Genomic DNA, 19,244 nt, shown 5'->3' with positions numbered 1-19,244 from the left:
AGCGTGAGAAGATGCTTCGCAAGCTCAGCATGACAGACGGTTGAATTTACTGTTTGTTGCGGTTGAGATGCATGGCTACGTTGAGATTCGATTTTCTCCATTCAGAAAAACAGCTAGCCTAGTACGATAGCCAGAGCCGCATACAATGCTTAATTAGAATCGTATTCCATTATAAAATCAGCTATTTCCGCGCCCCGCGCATGATTAAACTACCGCCTCAGCTTACCGACCCGCTGCCCGCAGCCTTTTATCCGAACTCGGCGCCGCTGCCTTTTTCACGTGCCGATTTTGGGCCCGATTTTCACTGGGGAGCCGCCGCGGCCGCGTATCAAACCGAGGGCGCGTGGCAGCACCAGGGCAAGGGACCCAGCATTTGGGATGATTTCACGCGCCGCAAGGGCACCATTCGGCGCAACGAGCACGGTCGCGTGGCCGCCGACTTTTACAACCGCTACGAAACCGACCTGGACCTCGCCCAGGGCATGGGCCTGACCGATTTCCGGTTCTCTGCCGCTTGGTCGCGAGTGTTGCCCGAGGGCGTTGGCGCCGTAAACCGCCGCGGCCTCGATTTCTACGACCGGCTGGTAGACGCCTGTCTGGAGCGTGATTTGAGCCCTTGGCTCACGCTCTACCACTGGGATTTGCCCAGCGCCCTGCAGGCCCGTGGCGGCTGGACCAGCCGCAACATTGTGGGCTGGTTCTCGGAGTACGCCCAAATTATGGCCCGCCGCCTCGGCGACCGGGTGCAAAACTGGGCGGTGCTCAACGAGCCCATGGTATTTGTAGGCGCCGGCCACCTGCTGGGCGTGCACGCCCCCGGCCGACGGCATCTGGGAGCCTTCCTGTCGGCGGCGCACCATGCCACGCTGGCCCAGGCGGAGGGAGGCCGGGCCCTGCGCGCCATACTGCCGGACTCGGCTAGCATCGGCACCACGTTTTCCTGTTCTTACCTCACACCGCACCGGCCCGGCAACGGGAATGATGAAGCCGCCACTCGCCGCGCCGATGCGCTGCTCAACCGCTTTTTTGTGGAGCCCACCCTGGGCCTGGGCTACCCGGTGGCGGAGCTACCCGCGTTGCGCTGGCTGCTGGAGCGTTATATAAAGCCCGGCGACGAGCAGCGCATGAAGTTCGATTTTGACTTTTGGGGGGTGCAGAATTACACCCGCGAAGTGGTGCGGTTCTCGCCCTGGCTGCCGCTGCAATGGGCCACGCTGGTGCCCGCCAAGCAGCGCGGGGTGCCCTACACCGACATGGGCTGGGAGGTTTTTCCTGAGTCGATTTTCCAAATGTTAAAACAGTTTGGAGCTTATCCAAATGCACCAAGATTGGTGGTAACTGAAAGTGGTTCAGCGTTCCCAGATGTGTCAACCAATGGGCGAGTGCATGATTCGGCCCGCCGGGCTTATCTGCAGGCTGCTATTGGACAGGTGCTGCGAGCCCAGCGCGAGGGCGTGGATGTGGGCGGGTATTTCTCCTGGAGCCTGACCGATAACTTTGAATGGGCCGAAGGCTATGGCCCTCGGTTTGGGCTGATTCATGTTGACTATGAAACCCAGGAAAGGATAGTGAAGGACTCGGGGCTGTGGTACCGGGATTTCTTGGGCGGGCAGGTTGTGAGAGCAGGCAATGAAGCGCATCAGACGATATCGGAACCTTCGCAACCTACTAAATTTTAAGCGCAGATTAATACGCCTTCTGAAGATGTAGAGACGTGACACTTGGCTACGCGGACCTGCGGTTCGCGTCTCGGCGTTGAATGATAACCACGCTATTTAACCTAATTGCGCGGACGCCGAGACGCGAACCGCAGGTCGGCGTAGCCAAGTGTCGCGTCTCTACAGTCTTGTTCTATTTCCTTGCAAAATGCTGCTGCGATAGCTGCCGCGGCTGCTCAAGATGCAGGCCGGTTGTATCATTAAGCGCCTGCATGAAGGCGATGAGGTTGCGCTTCTCGATTGGGGTAAGGTGTAGCTTATCGGCGGGCAGGGTTTGGGTAGGGACGGATAGGCCGAGCCCTACGCCGCCGCCTTCGTTGTAGAAGTCTACTACTTGTTCTAGGGTTTGGTAGGCGCCGTTGTGCATGTAGGGGGCCGTGAGGGCTACGTTGCGCAGGGTGGGGGTTTTGAACGCGTTTTGAAGCGACGGCAGTTTGGTGTGGGCGTAGCGGCCAGGGTCGGAGTCTAGGCGGCGGGCGGCGGGGGTGGTGGGTACGCCCAGGACTTCGGCTTCGGAATCGGTGAAACTGGGGGGCACAGTGCCGTTGAGCAGTGGCAGGAAATGGCAGGTGGCGCAGCGGCCTTTGCCTATGAACAGGTTGAAGCCGGCTATTTCGCTGGGTGAAAGGGCTGCTGGGTTGCCGCGCATGGCTTGGTCGAAGCGTGAGTTGAGGCGCACGAGGCTGCGCTCGTAGGCGGCCAGGGCGTTTTGGATGTGAACGGCTTCCATCTCTTTTTCAGCCTGCGGAAAGGCCTGGCGAAACATGGCCACGTAGGCGGGCTCCTTGCGGAAGCGCACAGCGGCGGCGGGCAGCGAGCCGTGCATTTCATTGCGGTTGCCAATCACGTCGAGGCTTTGGTTTTCGAGGGTGCTGGCGCGCAGGTCGTAGAACTGCCCGGCCTGCAGGGCGGCGTTGTAGAGGGTGGGGGTGTTGCGGCGGGCGGCGCTGCCACTCAAGGTGGCGTTCACGGCCAGGCCATCGGTGAAGGCGCGGCTGGGCTGGTGGCAGCTGGCGCAGGAGCGGGTGCCGGTGCCCGATAGATTGGGGTCGAAAAACAGCTTGCGGCCCAGCGCCACCTTGGCCGAATTGGTAAACCATTGGGTGTTGCCGGTGTAGAAATCGGGGTTGAAAGCGGCCGAATCGAACAGGGTGGCGGCGTCGCCGCGGAAGCTGCGCAGCTCCGTGAAAGGCGCAACACCGATTTGGCGCTGATAGGCCAGCAGGGCGCGGCCCAGCGGGTTGGCGTGACGCGTGATGAATTCGTAGCGGTCGAAACGAGCGAAATCAACTGGCTGGCGCAGGTAGGCCACGGCCGCGTCAAGCTGCTGGCGCAGCTGTTCATGCGCCGGCCGGTGGGCGGCAGTAGTGGGCGCGTAGAGGTGCAGCGGGCCCTGCATGGCTACCAGGGCCGCGGTGGCCTCGGGCAAGGCAGTGCCTACCGCTGGCGTATCAAACCCGCTAATCCCCAGCGCCACAATGCGAAACGTTTCCTGCCGCAGCGCATCAAACACGTGCGAGTCGGTGAATTCCTGCACGGCCCAAGTATCGGTGAGGCTGCGGAGCTGGCGGCGCAGCTGGCTTACGGCTTCGCGCAGCTCGCGGCGGCCAGCGGCATCGGGGGCGGGGTAGAGCAAGGTTTCGATGACTTGCAGGCCGCCGGGCTCGAACTGCCGGGTTTCCTCTACTTCAATTTCTGGAACCGGGGCGCCGTTTACGAGGCGGCTGGAGCTGGGCAGGAAGTATTCGCTGAAGGCTTCTACCTGCTTGTAGGCCAGGCGGCAGCGCACGAAGGCAGTGCGCAAGGAATCAATGGAAGAGGTGGGCCGGATGGCGAGGGGAAGCAGCTCGCGGTCGACCAGAGTGATGAGGCGGACTAGGTCGGCGCTTACGAGGGCTTTGACTTGGTCTGGCCGGTGCGTTTCGGCGGCGGCGGGGCGGCTGGGGGAAGTGCTGCAGCCCGCGAGCATCAGCAGGCAGGTGAGGGCGGCCAAGGCCACGCGGCTCGCCGTGGTTTTAGATAAAAGCATGAAAAGAGGCAGGGCGCTAAAAACCAAGCAGCCTTCTACCCAAATGGAGTAGAAGGCTGCGGTATTTATTCACTAGAAATTACTTGGCGATGCCGCGCACAACGACCACCTGGCCGCCTTCGCGGCTGGTGTTGAGGGCGTTGCCCGAGCCGTCGGGGTCGCGGAAGCTGGGGTCTTGCCAGGTGTGGGGGTGAATGTTGACCAAGAAGGTGTTGGGCGTGTTCACGATGTCGCTGATGTCAATCATGGCCCCGTACTCCCAGGAGCTGAGGTTGTTGCTATTCACCGTGTTGTACTTGGCATTGAAGCTGGCTTCGTTGCGGCGGTGGTTCATTTCCAGCATGGGCAGGGCCCGGGAGGTGGGGGCGGCAATGCTGTGCTGCCAAATGCGGCCGTCGTGCTTGGTGGCCAGGTAAAACGAGTCGCCGTCTTCCTGAATGTAGACGTAATTATCTGTCACGCAGATGTTGTCGGGATTCACGATGTAGTTGCCGGGGTCGGTGCCGCCGTCTACTACCACGCTCAGCTTGCCCTTGAGCGGGTCGCCGTCGTTGAGGTGCAGGCGGTAGATGCGGCCCCACATGGTTTTGCCGGTCACGGGCGTCACCTTGTCGTTCTGGCTCACGCCGGTGGCGGTGAAGTAGATTTCGCGGCCCCGGGCGGGGCTGCCTTTGCGGTAGTCCACGTCTTCGACGCGGGCCAGCTGCAGGGCGTTGAGGCTCACCGACTGGGCGGCGATTTGGGCGCCGGTGAGGGTTTTGGCGTTGGGCACTTCCACAAACTCCACGTCGTAGTCGGTGCCGGCGGTCATGTCGGTTTCTACGGGGTTGCCGTTGGTGCGGCGCAGCATGTAGAGCTTGCCGTTGTCGAGGTCGCCGGGCGTGTCGGAGATGTAGGCCAGCACCTGGCCGTTGGTGTCGTCTTCGCCGATGATGATGACGGTTTTGCCGGGATATGTGCCTTTGGGCAGCGGCACGGCGTTTTCCATGCTGGCTTTGCCCAGGGCGGGCTTGCGGCGAGCGGTACTCGATTTGTTGGCCGCGCCAATGGGGTCGATGGCGTGTACCATGCTCTCAGCACCGCTTTCGCCGGCGGTCAGAAAGATTGGGGCGGGAAAGCCGTGCTCCTCGGGGGTGGCCAGCGTGGCCGAGCACAGGCGGGTGAGGCCGCCGTTGTAGTCGAGCAGGTACTCGCCTTTCACGGGCTTGAAGGTTTTGTCGAGGTACACCCGCGACACCGACTGCTGGATTTCGTGGTTGTTAATCAGGATGAAGCCTTCGCCGGCGGGGTTTTTCAGCAGGCCCGCGCCATCGGGCTGGGCGCCGAAGCGGAAGGCCGGCGACTCGCTCAGCACGTCTTCCGACCCAATGAGCGGCAGTATTTCCAGCGACTCGAAGCCGGGCATGGTTTTCACCAACGAAGGCGTGACCGAATGCGCCTTCAGCTCTACGCTGGAAGCCGGGGTAGCGGGGCTGTCGTTATCGTTGCAGCCGGTGAGGGCGGCCGTGAGGGCCAGGCTGCCAAACAGCAGGCGGGATGGGGTAATGTGGTGTGCCATTAAGGATTTTGGTGAGGTAAAAACCGTGGCACAAAAGTCCTGGGGGCACATTACGGCCGTATTACTGACCGATTAAGACGCCGTCACAGTATCGTGACGGGAGTGTAACGCAGCTGGTGATTGAATTAACCTAGCCTTAATTCTGTGGATGAGCTTAGGCATCGGCACATCAGTTATTGTCTGATGTGTTGAGAGGGTCTGTCCTGCTGAGCGGAGCGAAGCATCTTATCAGGTTCGTGCGGTTCGTTGTGACGTGATAAGATGCTTCGCTCCGCTCAGCAGGACAAACGCCTTACACAGCGGATACTTTGGTTACTAAGCAGCGTCAAAAACAACCTACTTCAACAAGTCCCGGTAACTCATGAACTTCTCAATCAGCTGCTCGGGGTGCTGCTCGTCGAATTCGCCGAAGCCTAGCAGCAGGGCAGGGGCGGGCTGCACAAATCGGAGGGCTTCTTTCACGGCATCGAGGTACCAGCTCAGGCGCTCCCGGTCGTCGGCTGCGGCGGTTACCTCGGCGTCCCAACGCAGCGCTTCGGGGGCTTTGCGCACCAAGAAGGGCAATACGAATGGGATGTAGAGGCTGAAAACCGGGTTTTCGGCGGCGGTCAGGCGGGAGTCGGGCCACACGTTGTATTCGGCGAAGGAAGCCGGCGGCACCACCGCAAACGGGGTTTTCTCCAGCGTCATTTCCCCAAACATTTCGATACGGTTGGGGTGGGAGTAGAACTGCGCAAATGCCGTGTACCACACCGATACTCCCGCCGGATTGATGAGCTGATAGGGGTGGAAGGTGCTGGCGAGGCTGAACCCGCCGTGCGCGCCAATTACGAGTTTGTAGAGTTCGCCAAACTTGTCGAAGTCAGTGGATTGCTGGTAGGGATTGTTGGTGAAGCCGTAGAGATAGAAGCTGGCAAAATCATTCAGGGTTGGTCCGGCGGGGACGGCAGTGGGGGCGGTGTCAGGCACAGGAAGCAGCTTTTGAAGCAGAGGTAATTCAACAGATAAACTGTTTTTCAATACGCAAACCTATTTCGGGTTGGCTGAAAAATTCACGCTCGGGCTGCTTCGGTGCTACATTCGGCTCTTCGCTGTTTTCGTTTCGCTGCATGCTGCTTACCATCTCCACTACCTACCAGCCCGCTACCGACCTGGGCTATTTGCTCCATAAAAATCCGGCCCGCCTGCAGAGCCTGGAAGTAGCCGGCGGCCAAGCGCACGTTTTTTACCCGGAAGCCACGGCCGAGCGCTGCACCGCCGCGCTCCTGCTCGACCTCGACCCCGTGGGCTTGGTGCGCGGCCGGGCCGGGGCCTCCGGCGAAGGCTTAGCACTGGAGCAATACGTGAACGACCGGCCCTACGTGGCCTCGTCCTTTCTGAGCGCGGCCTTGAGCAAAGCCTTCGGTACTGCCATGAACGGCACCTGCAAAGACCGCCCAAACCTGCCCGCCGTAGCCCTGCCGCTGGCCGTGAAAGTGGCCGTAGTATCGGCGCCGGGCCCCGACTGGCCGCGCCGCCTCTTCGAGCCGCTGGGCTACGAGGTGGAAATCGAAACCACGCCGCTCGACCCTACCGTACCGGAGTGGGGCGACAGCCGCTACTACACCCTGCACCTGCGCCACGACGGCCTGCGCCTGCAAGACGTGCTGACGCACCTCTACGTGCTGCTGCCGGTGCTCGATAACGACAAGCACTACTTCATCGGCGAAAATGAGGCGGAGAAACTGCTGCATCGCGGCGGCGACTGGCTGCCGCAGCACCCGGAACGTGGGTTCATTACGCGGCGATACTTGCGATACCTGGCGGCGTACGTGAACCCCACGCTGGAGCGGCTGCTGGAAGGTGAGGTGGTGGAGAAATCCTTTGCCGAGCCCACGGGAACCTCACCCCCTGACCCCCTCTCCAAAAAAGAGGGGGCACCGGTCCTGCCTCTTTTAAACTCGTCAGGCTCCCCCTCTTTTTTGGAGAGGGGGCTGGGGGGTGAGGTCCCGATGGAGGGCGACCGCAAAATCTCCCTCCACGACCAGCGCCTGCAGCAAGTAGCCCACGAAATCTACCAACTCGCCCCTAAGCGCGTGCTCGACCTGGGCTGCGGCGAAGGCAAACTGCTGCGCTTGCTCATGCGCCAGCCCAAAATCGAGTACATCCTCGGGATGGACGTGTCGCACCAGGCTCTTACCCGCGCCGCCCAGCGCCTGCATCTCGACGAAATGCCTCCGCGCCAGCGCGCCCGCATCGACCTTATCCAGGGCTCGCTGCTCTATCGTGACGACCGCCTCGCCGGCTTCGACGCGGCGGCTCTGGTCGAAGTCATCGAACACCTCGATGAGAATCGCCTCGCTGCCCTCGAAGCCGTGGTGTTTGGGCAGGCACGCCCGCCGCACGTCTTCGTAACCAGCCCCAACGCCGATTATAACCAACTCTTCGAGAAGCTAAACGCCGGCGAATTCCGCCACGACGACCACCGCTTTGAATGGTCGCGCGCCGAGTTCGCTGCCTGGGCTGCAGGCGTGGCAGAGCGGCATGGGTATCAAGTGCGACTGGTGGGAATGGGAGAGGATGTGGAAGGTGTGGGCGCACCTTCGCAGATGGCTGTGTTTGGGTTGGAAAACAATTAATGAATACACCCTAGATAAACATCTGCAAATGCTTGTCTTGCTTTTCCTTGCAATTCAATCGAGCATAATTCTGATACATAAAGTCCGTAAGGTTCAACTTTGACCATTGAGTCTCTAGTATGGTCGCCTGCGTGTTCTGAAGTGCCTTTATTAAAAAATGTATATCGTAAGGTCGCCCACATTTCAAACCCAAGTTCCATATCAGAATCTGGTTCATAACCTGAGTTCTCTCCTGATTTGACCATCTTGGTAATGAGATGTAAAGTGGATTTAAAATGCATAGAGGCTACATGAGCGGCTAAATCTGCGAGTTGTATCCCTTTAATAACTCGTGAGTCTTGTTCCAATATGAAGCTACTATCAGTGAAATTTTGAGCATCAATAGCATCTTGAGCTTTTTGCCGAGACATAAAATGACCCTGGTCAAAGTAAATATCATTCGGGTCTTTGAGGTTATTGTGTACAATGAATGTCTTAATTGCTTTGATGCATTCGAATCCTAGTTTTTCTCTCTGGTCGCTAGGAATAACAACTACTCCCAACTTGCACTGGTGAATAAGAAGCTGTTTAAGGCCTTCTCTGACTTTTATTTTGTTCGGGTCTTTTGAATAAGAAGCACCACTTTTGTGCTCAAATTCAGTTTTGTCGTAGCCGTGTTTTTCGATGATGTTATCTATCTCATTTGATAAATCAATCTCAGTGTAAACACATGCTCCGATGATGAATCCTGCTTCGTTGTGTACACTGTCATCAACATAAAAATGACCCATTATTATCTAGATTTTAGTTAGAACTACTATTAGATTGAACTGGATTTGTTATGGGTGCAGCATTCTAATTATGCTCGACATACTTTAGAAAAAAGATTTCTTTCCAATGCCCCAAGATACCCTCAAGGTCCCCGAACTCTCCCTTATCCTCCTCATCGGCAGCACGGGCGCGGGCAAGTCCACGTTTGCGCGGCGCTTGTTCAAGCCCACGGAAATCGTGTCGTCGGATGCCTGCCGGGGCTTGGTGGCCGACGATGAAAACGACCAATCGGCCAGCAAGGATGCCTTTGAACTGCTGCATTACATGGTAGCCAAGCGCCTGAAGCGCGGGTTGCTCACCGTGGTCGATGCCACCAACGTGCAGGAGGAGGCCCGCAAGCCCCTGGTGGCCCTGGCCCGGCAGTATCACGTGCTGCCCGTGGCGGTGGTGCTCGACGTGCCCGATGCCGTGGCCTACGAGCGCAACGCCCTGCGCCCCGAGCGGCGCGGCATGGGCCCGCACGTGGTGGCCCGCCACCGCCAGCTGTTGCGCAAAAGCTTGCGCAACCTCAAGCAGGAGGGGTTTCGGCACATCCACGTCCTGCGCGGGGTGGAGGAAGTCGACGCCATCCAGGGCATTCTCCGCGACCGGCTTTATAATAACCGCAAGGAAGAAACCGGCCCCTTCGACATCATCGGCGACGTGCACGGCTGCTACGAAGAGCTGCGCGCGCTGCTGGAGAAACTAGGGTATCAGGTGATGGAGGAGCCGATGGCGGACGTGCGGGATTTGGGCGTGCGGGTGGTAGCGCCGTTGGTCGCCCAGCCGCAAACCTCACCCCCCGGCCCCCTCTCCCGCGGAGAGGGGGAGCCGGTTATGCCCCTTGCGGAATCGTCAGGCTCCCCCTCTCCGCGGGAGAGGGGGCCGGGGGGTGAGGTTCCGGCGGGTGAGCCCACGCGCCGCAAAGCCGTCTTCCTCGGCGACCTGGTCGACCGCGGCCCCGCCTCCCCGCAAGTCCTGCGCTTGGTTATGAGCATGGTGCGCGACGGCACGGCCCTCTGCGTGCCCGGCAACCACGACATCAAACTCCTGCGTCACCTCAACGGCAAAAAAGTCACCATCAACCACGGCCTGGCCGAAACCTTGGCCCAGCTCGAACCCGAGCCCGAAGCCTTCAAAAGCGAGGTGCGGCGCTTCCTCGATGCCTTGGTGAGCCACTACGTGCTCGACGGTGGCAAGCTGGTCGTGGCCCACGCCGGCCTCACCGAGGACATGCACGGCCGCGGCTCGGGCGCCGTGCGGGCCTTCGCGCTGTTTGGCGAAAGCACCGGCGAGATTGACGAATTCGGCCTCCCCGTGCGCTACGAATGGGCCCGCGAGTACCGGGGCCGCGCCCTGGTCGCCTTCGGCCACACGCCCGTGCCCGATGCCGAATGGCTCAACAACACCATCGACCTCGATACCGGCTGCGTGTTCGGCGGCCGCCTTACCGCCCTGCGCTACCCCGAGCGCGAACTGGTGGACGTGCCCGCCGCACAGGTCTACTGCGAGCCCGTGCGCCCGCTCAACTACCGCGCCCTCCAGCTGCAAGCCCAAAACCAGACTAGCCCAACTACTGACAACGAGCAACTAACAACCGCCCAACACCAGCACGATGACCTGCTCGACATTCGCGACGTCACGGGCAAGCAGTTCATCGAGACCCGGCTGATGCGCGGCGTCACCATTCGCGAAGACAACGCCGTGGCCGCCCTCGAGGTGATGTCGCGCTTTGCCCTACACCCCAAGTGGCTGCTGTACCTGCCGCCCACCATGTCGCCCACCGAAACCTCGGCCCTGCCCGACCTTCTCGAACACCCCGCCGAAGCCTTCGACTACTACAAGCGCCTCGGCGTGGAGCGCGTGGTGTGCGAAGAAAAGCACATGGGCAGCCGCGTGGTGGTGGTTTTAGGCCGCGACGAAGCCGCCATCCAGCGCCGCCTCGGCCTCGTGGGCGAGGGCATTGGCAAGTGTTACACCCGCACCGGCCGCAACTTCTTCACCGACGCCGCCCTCGAAACCGCCTTCCTCGCTCGCCTGCGCGACGCCCTGAGCACGGCCGGGTTCTGGGAGAAATTCGACACCGACTGGGTCTGCCTCGATGCCGAGCTGCTGCCTTGGTCGGCCAAAGCTCAGGAGCTGGTGAAAAACCAGTACGCCGCCGTGGCTGCCGCCGCCAACGCCGCCCTGCCCCAGGTCGAAGCCGCCCTCACCGAAGCCGCCGCCCGCAACCTCGATGGCGCCGAAGCCCTGCTGGCCCGCACGACAGCCCGCCGCCAAGCCGCCGCCCACTACGCCGACGCCTACCGCCGCTACTGCTGGCCCGTCAATTCGTTGGATGACCTCAAGCTGGCGCCCTTCCACCTGCTCGCCACCGAAGGCCGCACCTACTTCGACCGCGACCACGCCTGGCACATGGAAACCCTGCGCACCCTGGCCCTGGCCGATTCTACCGAACACGGCCCAAGCCTGCTCCGCGCCACGCCCTACCGCGTCGTCCCCCTCCACGACCCTGCCGAAGTAGAAGCCGCCATCCAATGGTGGACCGACCTTACTGCCGCTGGGGGCGAAGGTATGGTGGTGAAGCCCTACGATTTCGTGCCCCAGGGCAAAAGCGGCCTGCTCCAGCCCGCCCTCAAGTGCCGGGGCCGCGAATACCTGCGCATCATCTACGGCCCCGATTACCTGCTGCCCGGCAACCTCGACCGCCTCCGTCAGCGCAACGTGAAAGCCAAGCGCAACCTGGCCTTGCGCGAGTTCGCGCTAGGAGTGGAGGGCCTGGAACGCTTCGTGGCCGGCCAGCCCCTGCGCCGCGTGCATCAGTGCGTCTTCGGCGTGCTCGCCCTGGAAAGCGAAGCGGTAGACCCGCGGCTGTAATAATTGGGTCGGATTTTACGGGTTTTAATTATACTCATCGCGAAGTGGAATGCGGAAATCGGCCGGCGGAGGTAGAGACGCAAAATATTGCGTCTCGTCGTTGAACGACTGTAATAGAACGTCTTAACGGCGCGGTCCCGGAGACGCAAAATATTGCGTCTCTACCCCGTTCTCGCAAACCACTTCGTGACCAATATAATAGGGCATTATTGCCTAGCATTTGTTTAGTACTTATTATTTCTCCTCCATGAAGCGGCTTCACTTTCTAATTTTTACAATTCTCTTTAGCGTTTGGATGGGTAGGGGGAGTGCTGCAGCTACTGTTCTAGTTACGCGGCCTGCTTACATGGAACTCAAGGTTTACCATATTAAAACCAGCCGGCAGGAAGCGTTAATAGATAGTTTCCTGCAGCGACAATACATGCCGGCGATGCGCACCGCAGGTATTGCCGAAATTGGCGTGTTTAAACCAATTGGTAATGACACGGCCGCCGATAGAAGAATCTACGTCTTAACTCCTTACGCATCCTTAAAGCAGTGGGAGAAAGTAGGCAAGGAAACTGCGGCAAAACTGCTGGCTGCTGGCGGCGCCTACGTGAATGCGGCGTATAAAAACCCCGCTTATACCCGTCTGGAAACAGTGTTCATCAAGCCCTTCGAGGAGATGACAAGTTTGGCATCTCCAAAGCTCGACGCACCCAAAAACGAGCGGGTGTATGAGTTGCGCAGCTACGAGGGAGCCAGCGAGAAAATATTCCGCAACAAGGTGCAGATGTTCAACGCAGGCGGAGAAATTAAACTGTTCTCCCGGCTAGGTTTCAATGCCATTTTCTACGGCGAAGTTGTCTTTGGTTCGAAAATGCCAAACCTGATGTACATGACTTCTTTCGCCAACATGTCCGCCCGGGAAGCCCACTGGAAAGCCTTCGGCAGCGACGCCGAATGGAAGAAGCTGTCCGCACTGCCCGAATACCAAAACAACGTGTCGCACATCGACATCACCTTCCTGCGGCCGACTGATTATTCGGCGCTGTAAATAAATAGAGTTGCGCTACCACAATTACTTCTTATAAATCACCCGTCTCGGGGTTTACTATGCCCACAAACACTATTTTGGTAGTTGGCGGCAACGGCATCATCGGCCGCAACGCGGTTAGCTACCTGCACTCCACTGGCCAGTGGAATGTCATCGTTACCTCGTCTTCGCCCCTTGACTATGAGACGCCCGCCCGGTATGTGCAGCTCGATTTGCTGGACGAGCAGGCCGTAGCCCAACAGGCCGAGCAGCTGCGGGAAGTCACCCACGTGATTTATGCAGCCTACATCGAGGGCAAAACCCTGGCTGCCCAAACGCAGGTAAACCTGGCGCTGCTGCGCAACTTAGTAACGGGCCTGGAAGAAGTGGCCCCCGGCTTCCGCCACCTCACCTTCATTCAGGGCGGCAAGGCCTACGGCGCCCACCTGGGCCGCTACAAAACGCCCGCGCTGGAAACCGACCCGCGCCACTTTCCGCCCAACTTCTACTACAGCCAAGAGGACTTCCTGCGCGAACAATCCGCGGCCAAGGCCTGGAGCTGGACGGCCGTGCGGCCCGACATCGTGGTGGGGTTTGCGGTGGGCAACCCCATGAACCTGGCCAACCTGATTGCGGTGTACGCCAGCTTGTGTAAGGAGCTGAACGTGCCCTTCCGCTTTCCCGGCAGCCTGCAGGCCTACCACGTGCTGGTGAACGTGACCGATGCCACCGTGCTGGCCCAAGCGATGGAATGGGTGGCCACCCACGAAGAGTGCCGCGAGGAAATCTACAACGTGACCAACGGCGACGTCTTCCGCTGGAGCCAGCTGTGGCCCCGGTTCGCGGAGTACTTCGGGGTAGCGTACGCCGAGCCCATCACCTTTCCGCTCAAAGATTACATGGAAGACAAAGCCGAGCTGTGGCAGCAGATGGTGCAACGGCACGGCCTCAAGCCCCACACGCTGGATGAGCTGGCCCAGTGGCCCTTCGGCGACTTCATCTTCAACGTGGAAGCCGATGCCTTTTTCGACGTGAACAAGCTGCGCCGCGCTGGCTTCCACGAAATGCACCTCGACAGCTTCACTTCCTTCCGCAATCAGTTTGAGCACCTGAAAGCCGAAAAAATCATTCCGTAGCCCGCGGCTCGGCTACTGGCTCTGTCGCTCCCCCGCGCTCTTATCCCGCGCACCCTTAAACTCCGAGCCTTCGCGCCACTTCGGAAACGTGGTTTCGCTGGCCAGGCGCTGGCCGACGCGGAAGTAGAGCTGGGCATCTTCGGCCACGCCGGTGAGGTCCCAGGTGGGGTCCATCTGGTCGGCGGGCTTGTGGTACATGTTGGTGGTGTAATTCTGGCGCTTTTCGGCGATGTATTCCTTGCCTTGGGTGCGGTGCTCAAAGCCGCCGCTGGCGTAGAGCGAGGGCACCCCCACGTGGGCGAAATTGAAGTGGTCGGAGCGGTAGAACATGCCGGTTTCGGGCGTTTGGTCGGGGAGGACGTACCGGTCCTGCTCCTTGGCGGCGGCGCGGGCGTAGTCCTCCAGCTCCGACTGCCCGTAGCCGATGACGGTGAGGTCCTTCATGCGGCCGTAGGGCCAGAGCATGTCCATGTTGAGGTCGGCCACGGTTTTGGCCAGCGGAAATGGCGGGTGCTGGGCATAGTAGGCCGAGCCCAGCAGCCCCTGCTCTTCGCCGGTCACGGCCAGAAACACGATGCTGCGAGCGGGTTTCTCCTTGGCCGTTTGAAAGGATTTGGCGATGCTAAGCAGGGCGGCCAGGCCGGTGCCATCGTCCACAGCGCCGTTGTAGATAGAGTCGCCGGCAATGGTTTTGCCCACGCCGAAATGGTCCCAGTGGGCCGAGTAAATGATGTATTCACCGGCGCGGGTGGTGCCGGGTAGCACGGCCAGTACGTTTTTGGAGGTCTGACGGCGGAGCTTGTTTTGGAGACTGGTACTCATGCTCAGGCCCAAGGCCTGGGGACGGAAGCCGCGCTGGTTGGCTGCGGCGTAGAGGGCGTCGTAGTTCTGGCCGGCAGCCGTGAAAAGGCGTTTGGCGGCGTCGAGCGTCAGCCAGCCTTCCACGGCGCACTTGCTGGCGCCGCGGTCGGGTGTTTGGGGGCGCAGCTTGGGGCCCACGGCGCCGCTTAGCACCACGCTCCAGGGGTAGGCGGCGGGCTTGGTGTCGTGGATGATGAGGATGCCGGCGGCGCCGTGGCGGGCGGCTTCCTCGTATTTGTAGGTCCAGCGGCCGTAGTAGGTCATGGCCTTGCCTTTGAAGAGGGTGGAATCCTGGACGGCATTGCCGGGGTCGTTCACGAGCACCACCACGGTTTTGCCCTTCACATCGAGGCCGGCGTAGTCGTCCCAACCGTATTCGGGGGCCACCACGCCGTGGCCGGCAAACACCAGCGGCGAGTTGCTAACGGCCACGGTGGGCTGCTCGCGCTGCGTAAACACCACGTAATCGGTCTTGTACTGCAAGGTCAGCTTCTGGCCCTTGCCGGTAATCTGCATCGTTTGGGCGGGCGTAACGCTGATTTCCACCATCGGCACCGACTGGAAGTAGCTGCCGTTCGGCGCGGGCTGCAAACCGAGCTGCTTGAACTGCGCCGCCAGGTAATTCGTGATGCGCTCTTCGCCCACCGTAAACGGCTTGCGGCCCTGCATCTCATCCGACGACACCGCCTGGAGGTAGGCCCCCAGCTCAGCGGCTTTAATTGTGTTGGTCGTGTCGGTGGTCGCCCCCGGGGTATCTGAGGCAGCGGCAGTGGCTGCAGTAGCCGTTGTTTCGGAAGTGCTGTTGGATTGGCAGCCAACGAGGGACAAGGCCAGCGCACCGGCCGGCAATAGCCGCGACGTAAACGCACGCAAAGGAGTGACGAGGGACATAAGCAAAGAGGATGACCGTGAAGGCGGTGTTCTTAATCGGCTCAAGGTAGGTAGCTGCCACTAATTGACGCACCACTTGGGCCTATTTAGGGAACATTTTTGACCCACAACCAGCCGCGCTCCACCAGCCAAGTGGGTAGCCATCTGGACCTTCAGGGAAACCGGGTCAAACAATGCAGGCAATTCGGCAGCCCGGCGACCTAATTAATTCAGGCAGCTTCAAATGACTTTACTCGCCAGCTCGCCATTTTCTTAGCTGGCCGCGAGTACCAGGATAATGGCCTTCAACTCCACCTCGGTGTAGGCCCGCATTTCTTCTTTGGTGCGCAGCACCTTAATGTTCCGGATTTTTTGCGGGTCGAGCTGCTTCATCTGCGGCGCCGTAATCGGAATGCCATTCAACAAAATCAGGACGTTGTAGTAGTTATCAGCTGGGTTGCTATGGTCTACCACGGCATTAACCTTGGCCGTTTCTACTTTCACAGGGGCGGGAAATGCGGGAGGCGAGGCTGCGGTGGTGGGGACGGAGGCGCCGGCCGGGACGGGGCCGCTGCTCGCCAGGGCTTTTTCAAAATCGGCCACTTGCTGGCTGAACAGCTGCCGCCCGAGCTGTGGCGTTTGCTCGCGCAGCAGCTGTTTCACCTGCGCTTCGGGGGCGTGGGCCAGCAGGTATTCCAGCAGCGCACCGCCCACGGCGTACAGCTGCTTTTCGGAGAATGCGTTGGGTTGCTCCCACATTTTCCACACGTCTACGGGGCCGTTAGAGTATTGCTGGGCCGTCTGCAAACGGTTGGCACCGCTTTGGTCAAAGCACACGGCGATGCCCTCGCTGATGAGGCGTTTCTGCTGGGTGGGGCGCAGGCCGAAGTGCATCAGCTGGTGCGCTATTTCGTGGCCTCGAGTTTGGCCCCGCATTACATGGATGGTAAGGAGCTCGGGCTGGGTAAAGCCCAGCTCCTGGCCGGTCACCTGAAGCGCGTCGGCGCGGTTGTCCCACACGTAAAAATCGACCTTGCGCGGCAGCGTAGCCTGAAAAAAGCGGTTGTTGGTTTCGTAGGCCTGCTCGTGAATGGCCGCGAAGGCTTCTGGCGAGCTCAGGTTTTTGGGCGCCTGAAAGTGAAAGCGAAAATGAGTTGTTTCCAGGGTTTGCCACTTGGTGGCCAGCTCCTGGGCGCGCAACATGCCGAGCCGCTTGTTGGCGTAAGCAGTGGCATTGCGGGTGGCGTTGGTTGCTACGGCGGCTTCCGAGGCGGCCTTGGCGCGGGCATAGTCCTGCAAGCCGTAGTAGCACGTGCCCAGAAGGGCTTGGCTCCACGCTTTCACGTCGGGGGCAGCACTGGCCGACGCCGCGCTCTGGGTGAGGCACGGAATGGCCGCTTGGAACTCGTCTTTCTCGGCGTAGGCCCGGCCCACAATGCTGCGCACGGTGGGCTGGTCGCCGCCTGCCCGCAACTCCTGTTCGCCGCGCGCAATGGTGGCATCGAGCTGCCCGGCTGCATAAAGTTTAATCAACTCTTCCTGAACCGACTGGCTCCGGACTGGCGTGGTAGCGATGAAAAGAATCAACAGCGCAGCAAAGCAAATGCGAGATTTCATGCAGAGTAAAGAAGAGGTGTCAATGGAGCGAGAGCGGGGCAGGGGACTGCTCGGTGATTGGGGGCGATGAAGCGGGTGGTGGTGCGCAAGCCAGAAAGTGAGCTACGAAAATAACGCGGCGCGGCGGCTCCCGCTACTTTTGTGGCTCACCGACTGGTGACGGCGCTTGCTAATCTTTTTTCTCTATGCTCACCCGCATTCAAACGGCTCTCGCTGAGCTAGAAACGGCCCACGGAATCCGCATTCTCTACGCCTGCGAATCGGGCAGCCGCGCCTGGGGTTTCCCATCACCCGATTCAGATTACGATGTGCGCTTCATATACTGCCACCCCGCCGACTGGTACCTAACCCTGGATGAAGGCCCCGACACGCTCAACTTCCCGGTTGACGACGAGCTGGACCTGGCCGGCTGGGAGCTGCGCAAAACCCTGCGCCTGCTCCGCGCCTCCAACGCCTCCGTGTTTGAGTGGCTGCAGTCGCCGGTGGTGTACCACGAAGCCCTTGATTTTCGCCGGCGATTAGCGCCGCTGTTACCCAATGCCTTCAACCTGAAAGCGGGCCTGCACCACTACCTAGGCCAGCTCCGGCGCGGAGTTGAGGAAGATGTAGCGGGAGAACAGGTGCGGTTGAAACGGCTGTTTTACGCCCTGCGCTCGGCCCTGGCGGCCCGCTGGATTCGGGAGCGCCACGCCTTGCCACCTATGGAGTTTGAACCGTTGCGGGCTTTGCTGCCCCAGGCGCTGACCGGGGAAGTTGATGGCTTGCTGCTCCGCAAAGCCACGGCCGATGAGAAAACGGTGGTAGCAAAGCCAGCAGCGCTGGCAGCGTTTCTGCAGGAGGAATTTGCAGCGGGGCAGGCAGCACGAGAAAGTGTGCCGGTGGCCCGGGGCGCAGCCATTGGCGAAGAGTTGAACGAGCTGTTTCGGGAGCTGCTTAAGTAGCGCGGACTTTTAGTCCGCGAGTGAGCCAGGGAAGTATCAGCCGCGGACTAAAAGTCCGCGCTACTTTCGCGCATGACCATTGCCGACCTGCGCCGCCACGGCCTTATTCTCTTCGAAGCCGTGAGCGGCAGCCGCGCCTACGGCACCAACCTGCCGCATTCCGATACCGATTTGAAAGGCGTTTTCATCCTGCCCGAAGACCAGTTTTACGGGCTCGACTACGTGCCGCAGGTGGCCAACGAAACCAACGACGAAGTGTTCTACGAGCTGCGCCGCTTCGTGGAGCTTTTGCTGAAAAACAACCCTACGGTGCTGGAATTGCTCGGTACTCCGGCCGACTGCATCGTCTACAAACACCCGCTTTTCGACCAATTCCAAGCTACAGATTTCCTTTCGAAACTCTGCCGCCAAAGCTTCGCTGAATACGCCGTAGCCCAAATTCGCAAAGCCAAAGGCCTGAACAAGAAAATCAACCACCCCGAGCCGCCGGCCCGCAAGTCGGTGCTGGATTTCTGCTACGTCACGGCCGGTGCCGGGGCACAGCCAGTGGCGGCGTGGCTAGCGCGCAAAGGGCTGGAAGCCTCCCAGTGCGGCCTGGCCAACGTGCCCCACCTGACCGACTTGTACGCCCTTTTTGTCGATGCGACCCCCGGCCGGCAGCACGGCTACCGCGGCCTCGTGCGCGACCCCGAAACCTCGCAGGATGTTCTGTTATCGGCCGTGCCGAAAGGGGAGGAGCCGGTGGCATATCTGTCGTTCAACCGCAACGGCTACAGCACCTACTGCCGCGTGTTTCGGGAGTACTGGGAATGGGTGGCTAAACGCAACACCGAGCGTTACGAAAACACCGTGCAGCACGGCAAAAACTACGACGCCAAAAACATGCTGCACGTCTTTCGGCTGCTGCAAATGGCCGAAGAAATTGCCGCCACCGGCGAACTCAACGTGCGGCGCCCCAATCGGGAATTTCTGCTGCAAATTCGGCGGGGCGAGTTTGAGTACGACGAGCTAGTGGCCGAAGCCGAGCAGCTGGTGGAGCGCGTGGAGGCGGCGTTTGCCGGGTCGGGGTTGCGGGAAGCACCTGATAAGGAGCATGCTGAACAGCTGCTGCGCCAGGTACGCAAGGCCTTTTATGCGATGCATTAGCCGAATTAGCACGGTCGTTCCCTGAGGTATTTGGGTCTTCGTCCGATACTTCAGTGGCCCTGCTTCTGG

General features: G+C 60.3%; 13 protein-coding genes. 7 read left to right on the top strand and 6 right to left on the bottom strand.

The window, feature by feature from the left end:
• Positions 1-200 precede the first annotated feature (200 nt).
• Positions 201-1,679: a GH1 family beta-glucosidase gene (locus BMZ66_RS04750; protein ID WP_214606948.1), complete on the top strand. Its 1,479-nt coding sequence runs from the start codon at positions 201-203 to the stop codon at positions 1,677-1,679.
• 172 nt (positions 1,680-1,851) lie between these two features.
• Here the strand turns inward: BMZ66_RS04750 and BMZ66_RS04745 are convergent, their stop codons facing one another.
• From BMZ66_RS04745 to BMZ66_RS04735, 3 genes are all read right to left on the bottom strand, one after another.
• On the bottom strand, positions 1,852-3,747 hold the full coding sequence (locus tag BMZ66_RS04745; protein ID WP_092669473.1) for a cytochrome c peroxidase: 1,896 nt from the start codon (positions 3,745-3,747) through the stop codon (positions 1,852-1,854).
• A 79-nt stretch (positions 3,748-3,826) separates the two neighbouring features.
• Positions 3,827-5,305 carry an alkaline phosphatase PhoX gene (locus BMZ66_RS04740; RefSeq protein WP_092669472.1) on the bottom strand — a complete coding sequence of 493 codons (1,479 nt, stop codon included), beginning with the start codon at positions 5,303-5,305 and terminating at the stop codon, positions 3,827-3,829.
• Positions 5,306-5,641: 336 nt separating this feature from the next.
• Entirely contained in the window at positions 5,642-6,274 is a 633-nt protein-coding gene (locus tag BMZ66_RS04735) for a hypothetical protein (protein WP_092669468.1), read from the bottom strand.
• A 140-nt stretch (positions 6,275-6,414) separates the two neighbouring features.
• On the opposite strand from BMZ66_RS04735, the gene BMZ66_RS04730 reads away from it, so the two are divergent.
• Entirely contained in the window at positions 6,415-7,923 is a 1,509-nt protein-coding gene (locus BMZ66_RS04730; protein ID WP_092669461.1) for a 3' terminal RNA ribose 2'-O-methyltransferase Hen1, read from the top strand.
• On the opposite strand, the gene BMZ66_RS04725 is transcribed toward BMZ66_RS04730, so the two are convergent.
• Positions 7,920-8,693, bottom strand: a complete 774-nt coding sequence (locus BMZ66_RS04725; RefSeq protein WP_092669460.1) for a DUF3800 domain-containing protein — start codon at positions 8,691-8,693, stop codon at positions 7,920-7,922. The genes BMZ66_RS04730 and BMZ66_RS04725 overlap by 4 nt on opposite strands.
• Before the next feature lie 106 nt (positions 8,694-8,799).
• Here BMZ66_RS04725 and BMZ66_RS04720 point away from each other — a divergent pair, with 106 nt between their 5' ends.
• The 3 genes from BMZ66_RS04720 to BMZ66_RS04710 all read left to right on the top strand — a co-directional run bounded on the left by BMZ66_RS04720 (position 8,800) and on the right by BMZ66_RS04710 (position 13,740).
• The gene (locus tag BMZ66_RS04720; RefSeq protein WP_092669454.1) at positions 8,800-11,589 is read left to right on the top strand and encodes a polynucleotide kinase-phosphatase; all 2,790 of its coding nucleotides are present in this window, start codon (positions 8,800-8,802) and stop codon (positions 11,587-11,589) included.
• Positions 11,590-11,836: 247 nt separating this feature from the next.
• A complete protein-coding gene (locus BMZ66_RS04715) occupies positions 11,837-12,625 on the top strand; it encodes an NIPSNAP family protein (RefSeq protein WP_092669453.1) in 789 nt (262 codons plus the stop codon).
• Positions 12,626-12,684: 59 nt separating this feature from the next.
• Positions 12,685-13,740: an SDR family oxidoreductase gene (locus tag BMZ66_RS04710; RefSeq protein WP_092669452.1), complete on the top strand. Its 1,056-nt coding sequence runs from the start codon at positions 12,685-12,687 to the stop codon at positions 13,738-13,740.
• Positions 13,741-13,752: 12 nt separating this feature from the next.
• Here the strand turns inward: BMZ66_RS04710 and BMZ66_RS04705 are convergent, their stop codons facing one another.
• Positions 13,753-15,492: a M28 family metallopeptidase gene (locus BMZ66_RS04705; protein ID WP_092669450.1), complete on the bottom strand. Its 1,740-nt coding sequence runs from the start codon at positions 15,490-15,492 to the stop codon at positions 13,753-13,755.
• Positions 15,493-15,744: 252 nt separating this feature from the next.
• Complete coding sequence (locus tag BMZ66_RS04700; protein ID WP_092669448.1) at positions 15,745-17,088, bottom strand: hypothetical protein; 1,344 nt, start codon at positions 17,086-17,088, stop codon at positions 15,745-15,747.
• A gap of 185 nt (positions 17,089-17,273) precedes the next feature.
• On the opposite strand from BMZ66_RS04700, the gene BMZ66_RS04695 reads away from it, so the two are divergent.
• Both BMZ66_RS04695 and BMZ66_RS04690 read left to right on the top strand, forming a co-directional pair.
• On the top strand, positions 17,274-18,029 hold the full coding sequence (locus BMZ66_RS04695; RefSeq protein WP_092669446.1) for a nucleotidyltransferase domain-containing protein: 756 nt from the start codon (positions 17,274-17,276) through the stop codon (positions 18,027-18,029).
• Between the two features lie 72 nt (positions 18,030-18,101).
• Positions 18,102-19,175 (top strand): DNA polymerase beta superfamily protein, encoded by a 1,074-nt coding sequence (locus BMZ66_RS04690; protein ID WP_092669444.1) that lies wholly within the window; start codon positions 18,102-18,104, stop codon positions 19,173-19,175.
• Positions 19,176-19,244: the final 69 nt, after the last annotated feature.

Source organism: Hymenobacter arizonensis (assembly GCF_900115775.1).
Lineage (GTDB): Bacteria > Bacteroidota > Bacteroidia > Cytophagales > Hymenobacteraceae > Hymenobacter > Hymenobacter arizonensis.
This window is presented reverse-complemented; position numbering and strand designations above follow the sequence as displayed.

Coding starts and splice junctions, on each gene's coding strand:
- BMZ66_RS04700 (WP_092669448.1), bottom strand. CDS start 17,088: ATGAAATCTCGCATTTGCTTTGCTGCGCTGTTGATTCTTTTCATCGCT.
- BMZ66_RS04740 (WP_092669472.1), bottom strand. CDS start 5,305: ATGGCACACCACATTACCCCATCCCGCCTGCTGTTTGGCAGCCTGGCC.
- BMZ66_RS04720 (WP_092669454.1), top strand. CDS start 8,800: ATGCCCCAAGATACCCTCAAGGTCCCCGAACTCTCCCTTATCCTCCTC.
- BMZ66_RS04695 (WP_092669446.1), top strand. CDS start 17,274: ATGCTCACCCGCATTCAAACGGCTCTCGCTGAGCTAGAAACGGCCCAC.
- BMZ66_RS04715 (WP_092669453.1), top strand. CDS start 11,837: ATGAAGCGGCTTCACTTTCTAATTTTTACAATTCTCTTTAGCGTTTGG.
- BMZ66_RS04750 (WP_214606948.1), top strand. CDS start 201: ATGATTAAACTACCGCCTCAGCTTACCGACCCGCTGCCCGCAGCCTTT.
- BMZ66_RS04705 (WP_092669450.1), bottom strand. CDS start 15,492: ATGTCCCTCGTCACTCCTTTGCGTGCGTTTACGTCGCGGCTATTGCCG.
- BMZ66_RS04730 (WP_092669461.1), top strand. CDS start 6,415: ATGCTGCTTACCATCTCCACTACCTACCAGCCCGCTACCGACCTGGGC.
- BMZ66_RS04725 (WP_092669460.1), bottom strand. CDS start 8,693: ATGGGTCATTTTTATGTTGATGACAGTGTACACAACGAAGCAGGATTC.
- BMZ66_RS04690 (WP_092669444.1), top strand. CDS start 18,102: ATGACCATTGCCGACCTGCGCCGCCACGGCCTTATTCTCTTCGAAGCC.
- BMZ66_RS04710 (WP_092669452.1), top strand. CDS start 12,685: ATGCCCACAAACACTATTTTGGTAGTTGGCGGCAACGGCATCATCGGC.
- BMZ66_RS04745 (WP_092669473.1), bottom strand. CDS start 3,747: ATGCTTTTATCTAAAACCACGGCGAGCCGCGTGGCCTTGGCCGCCCTC.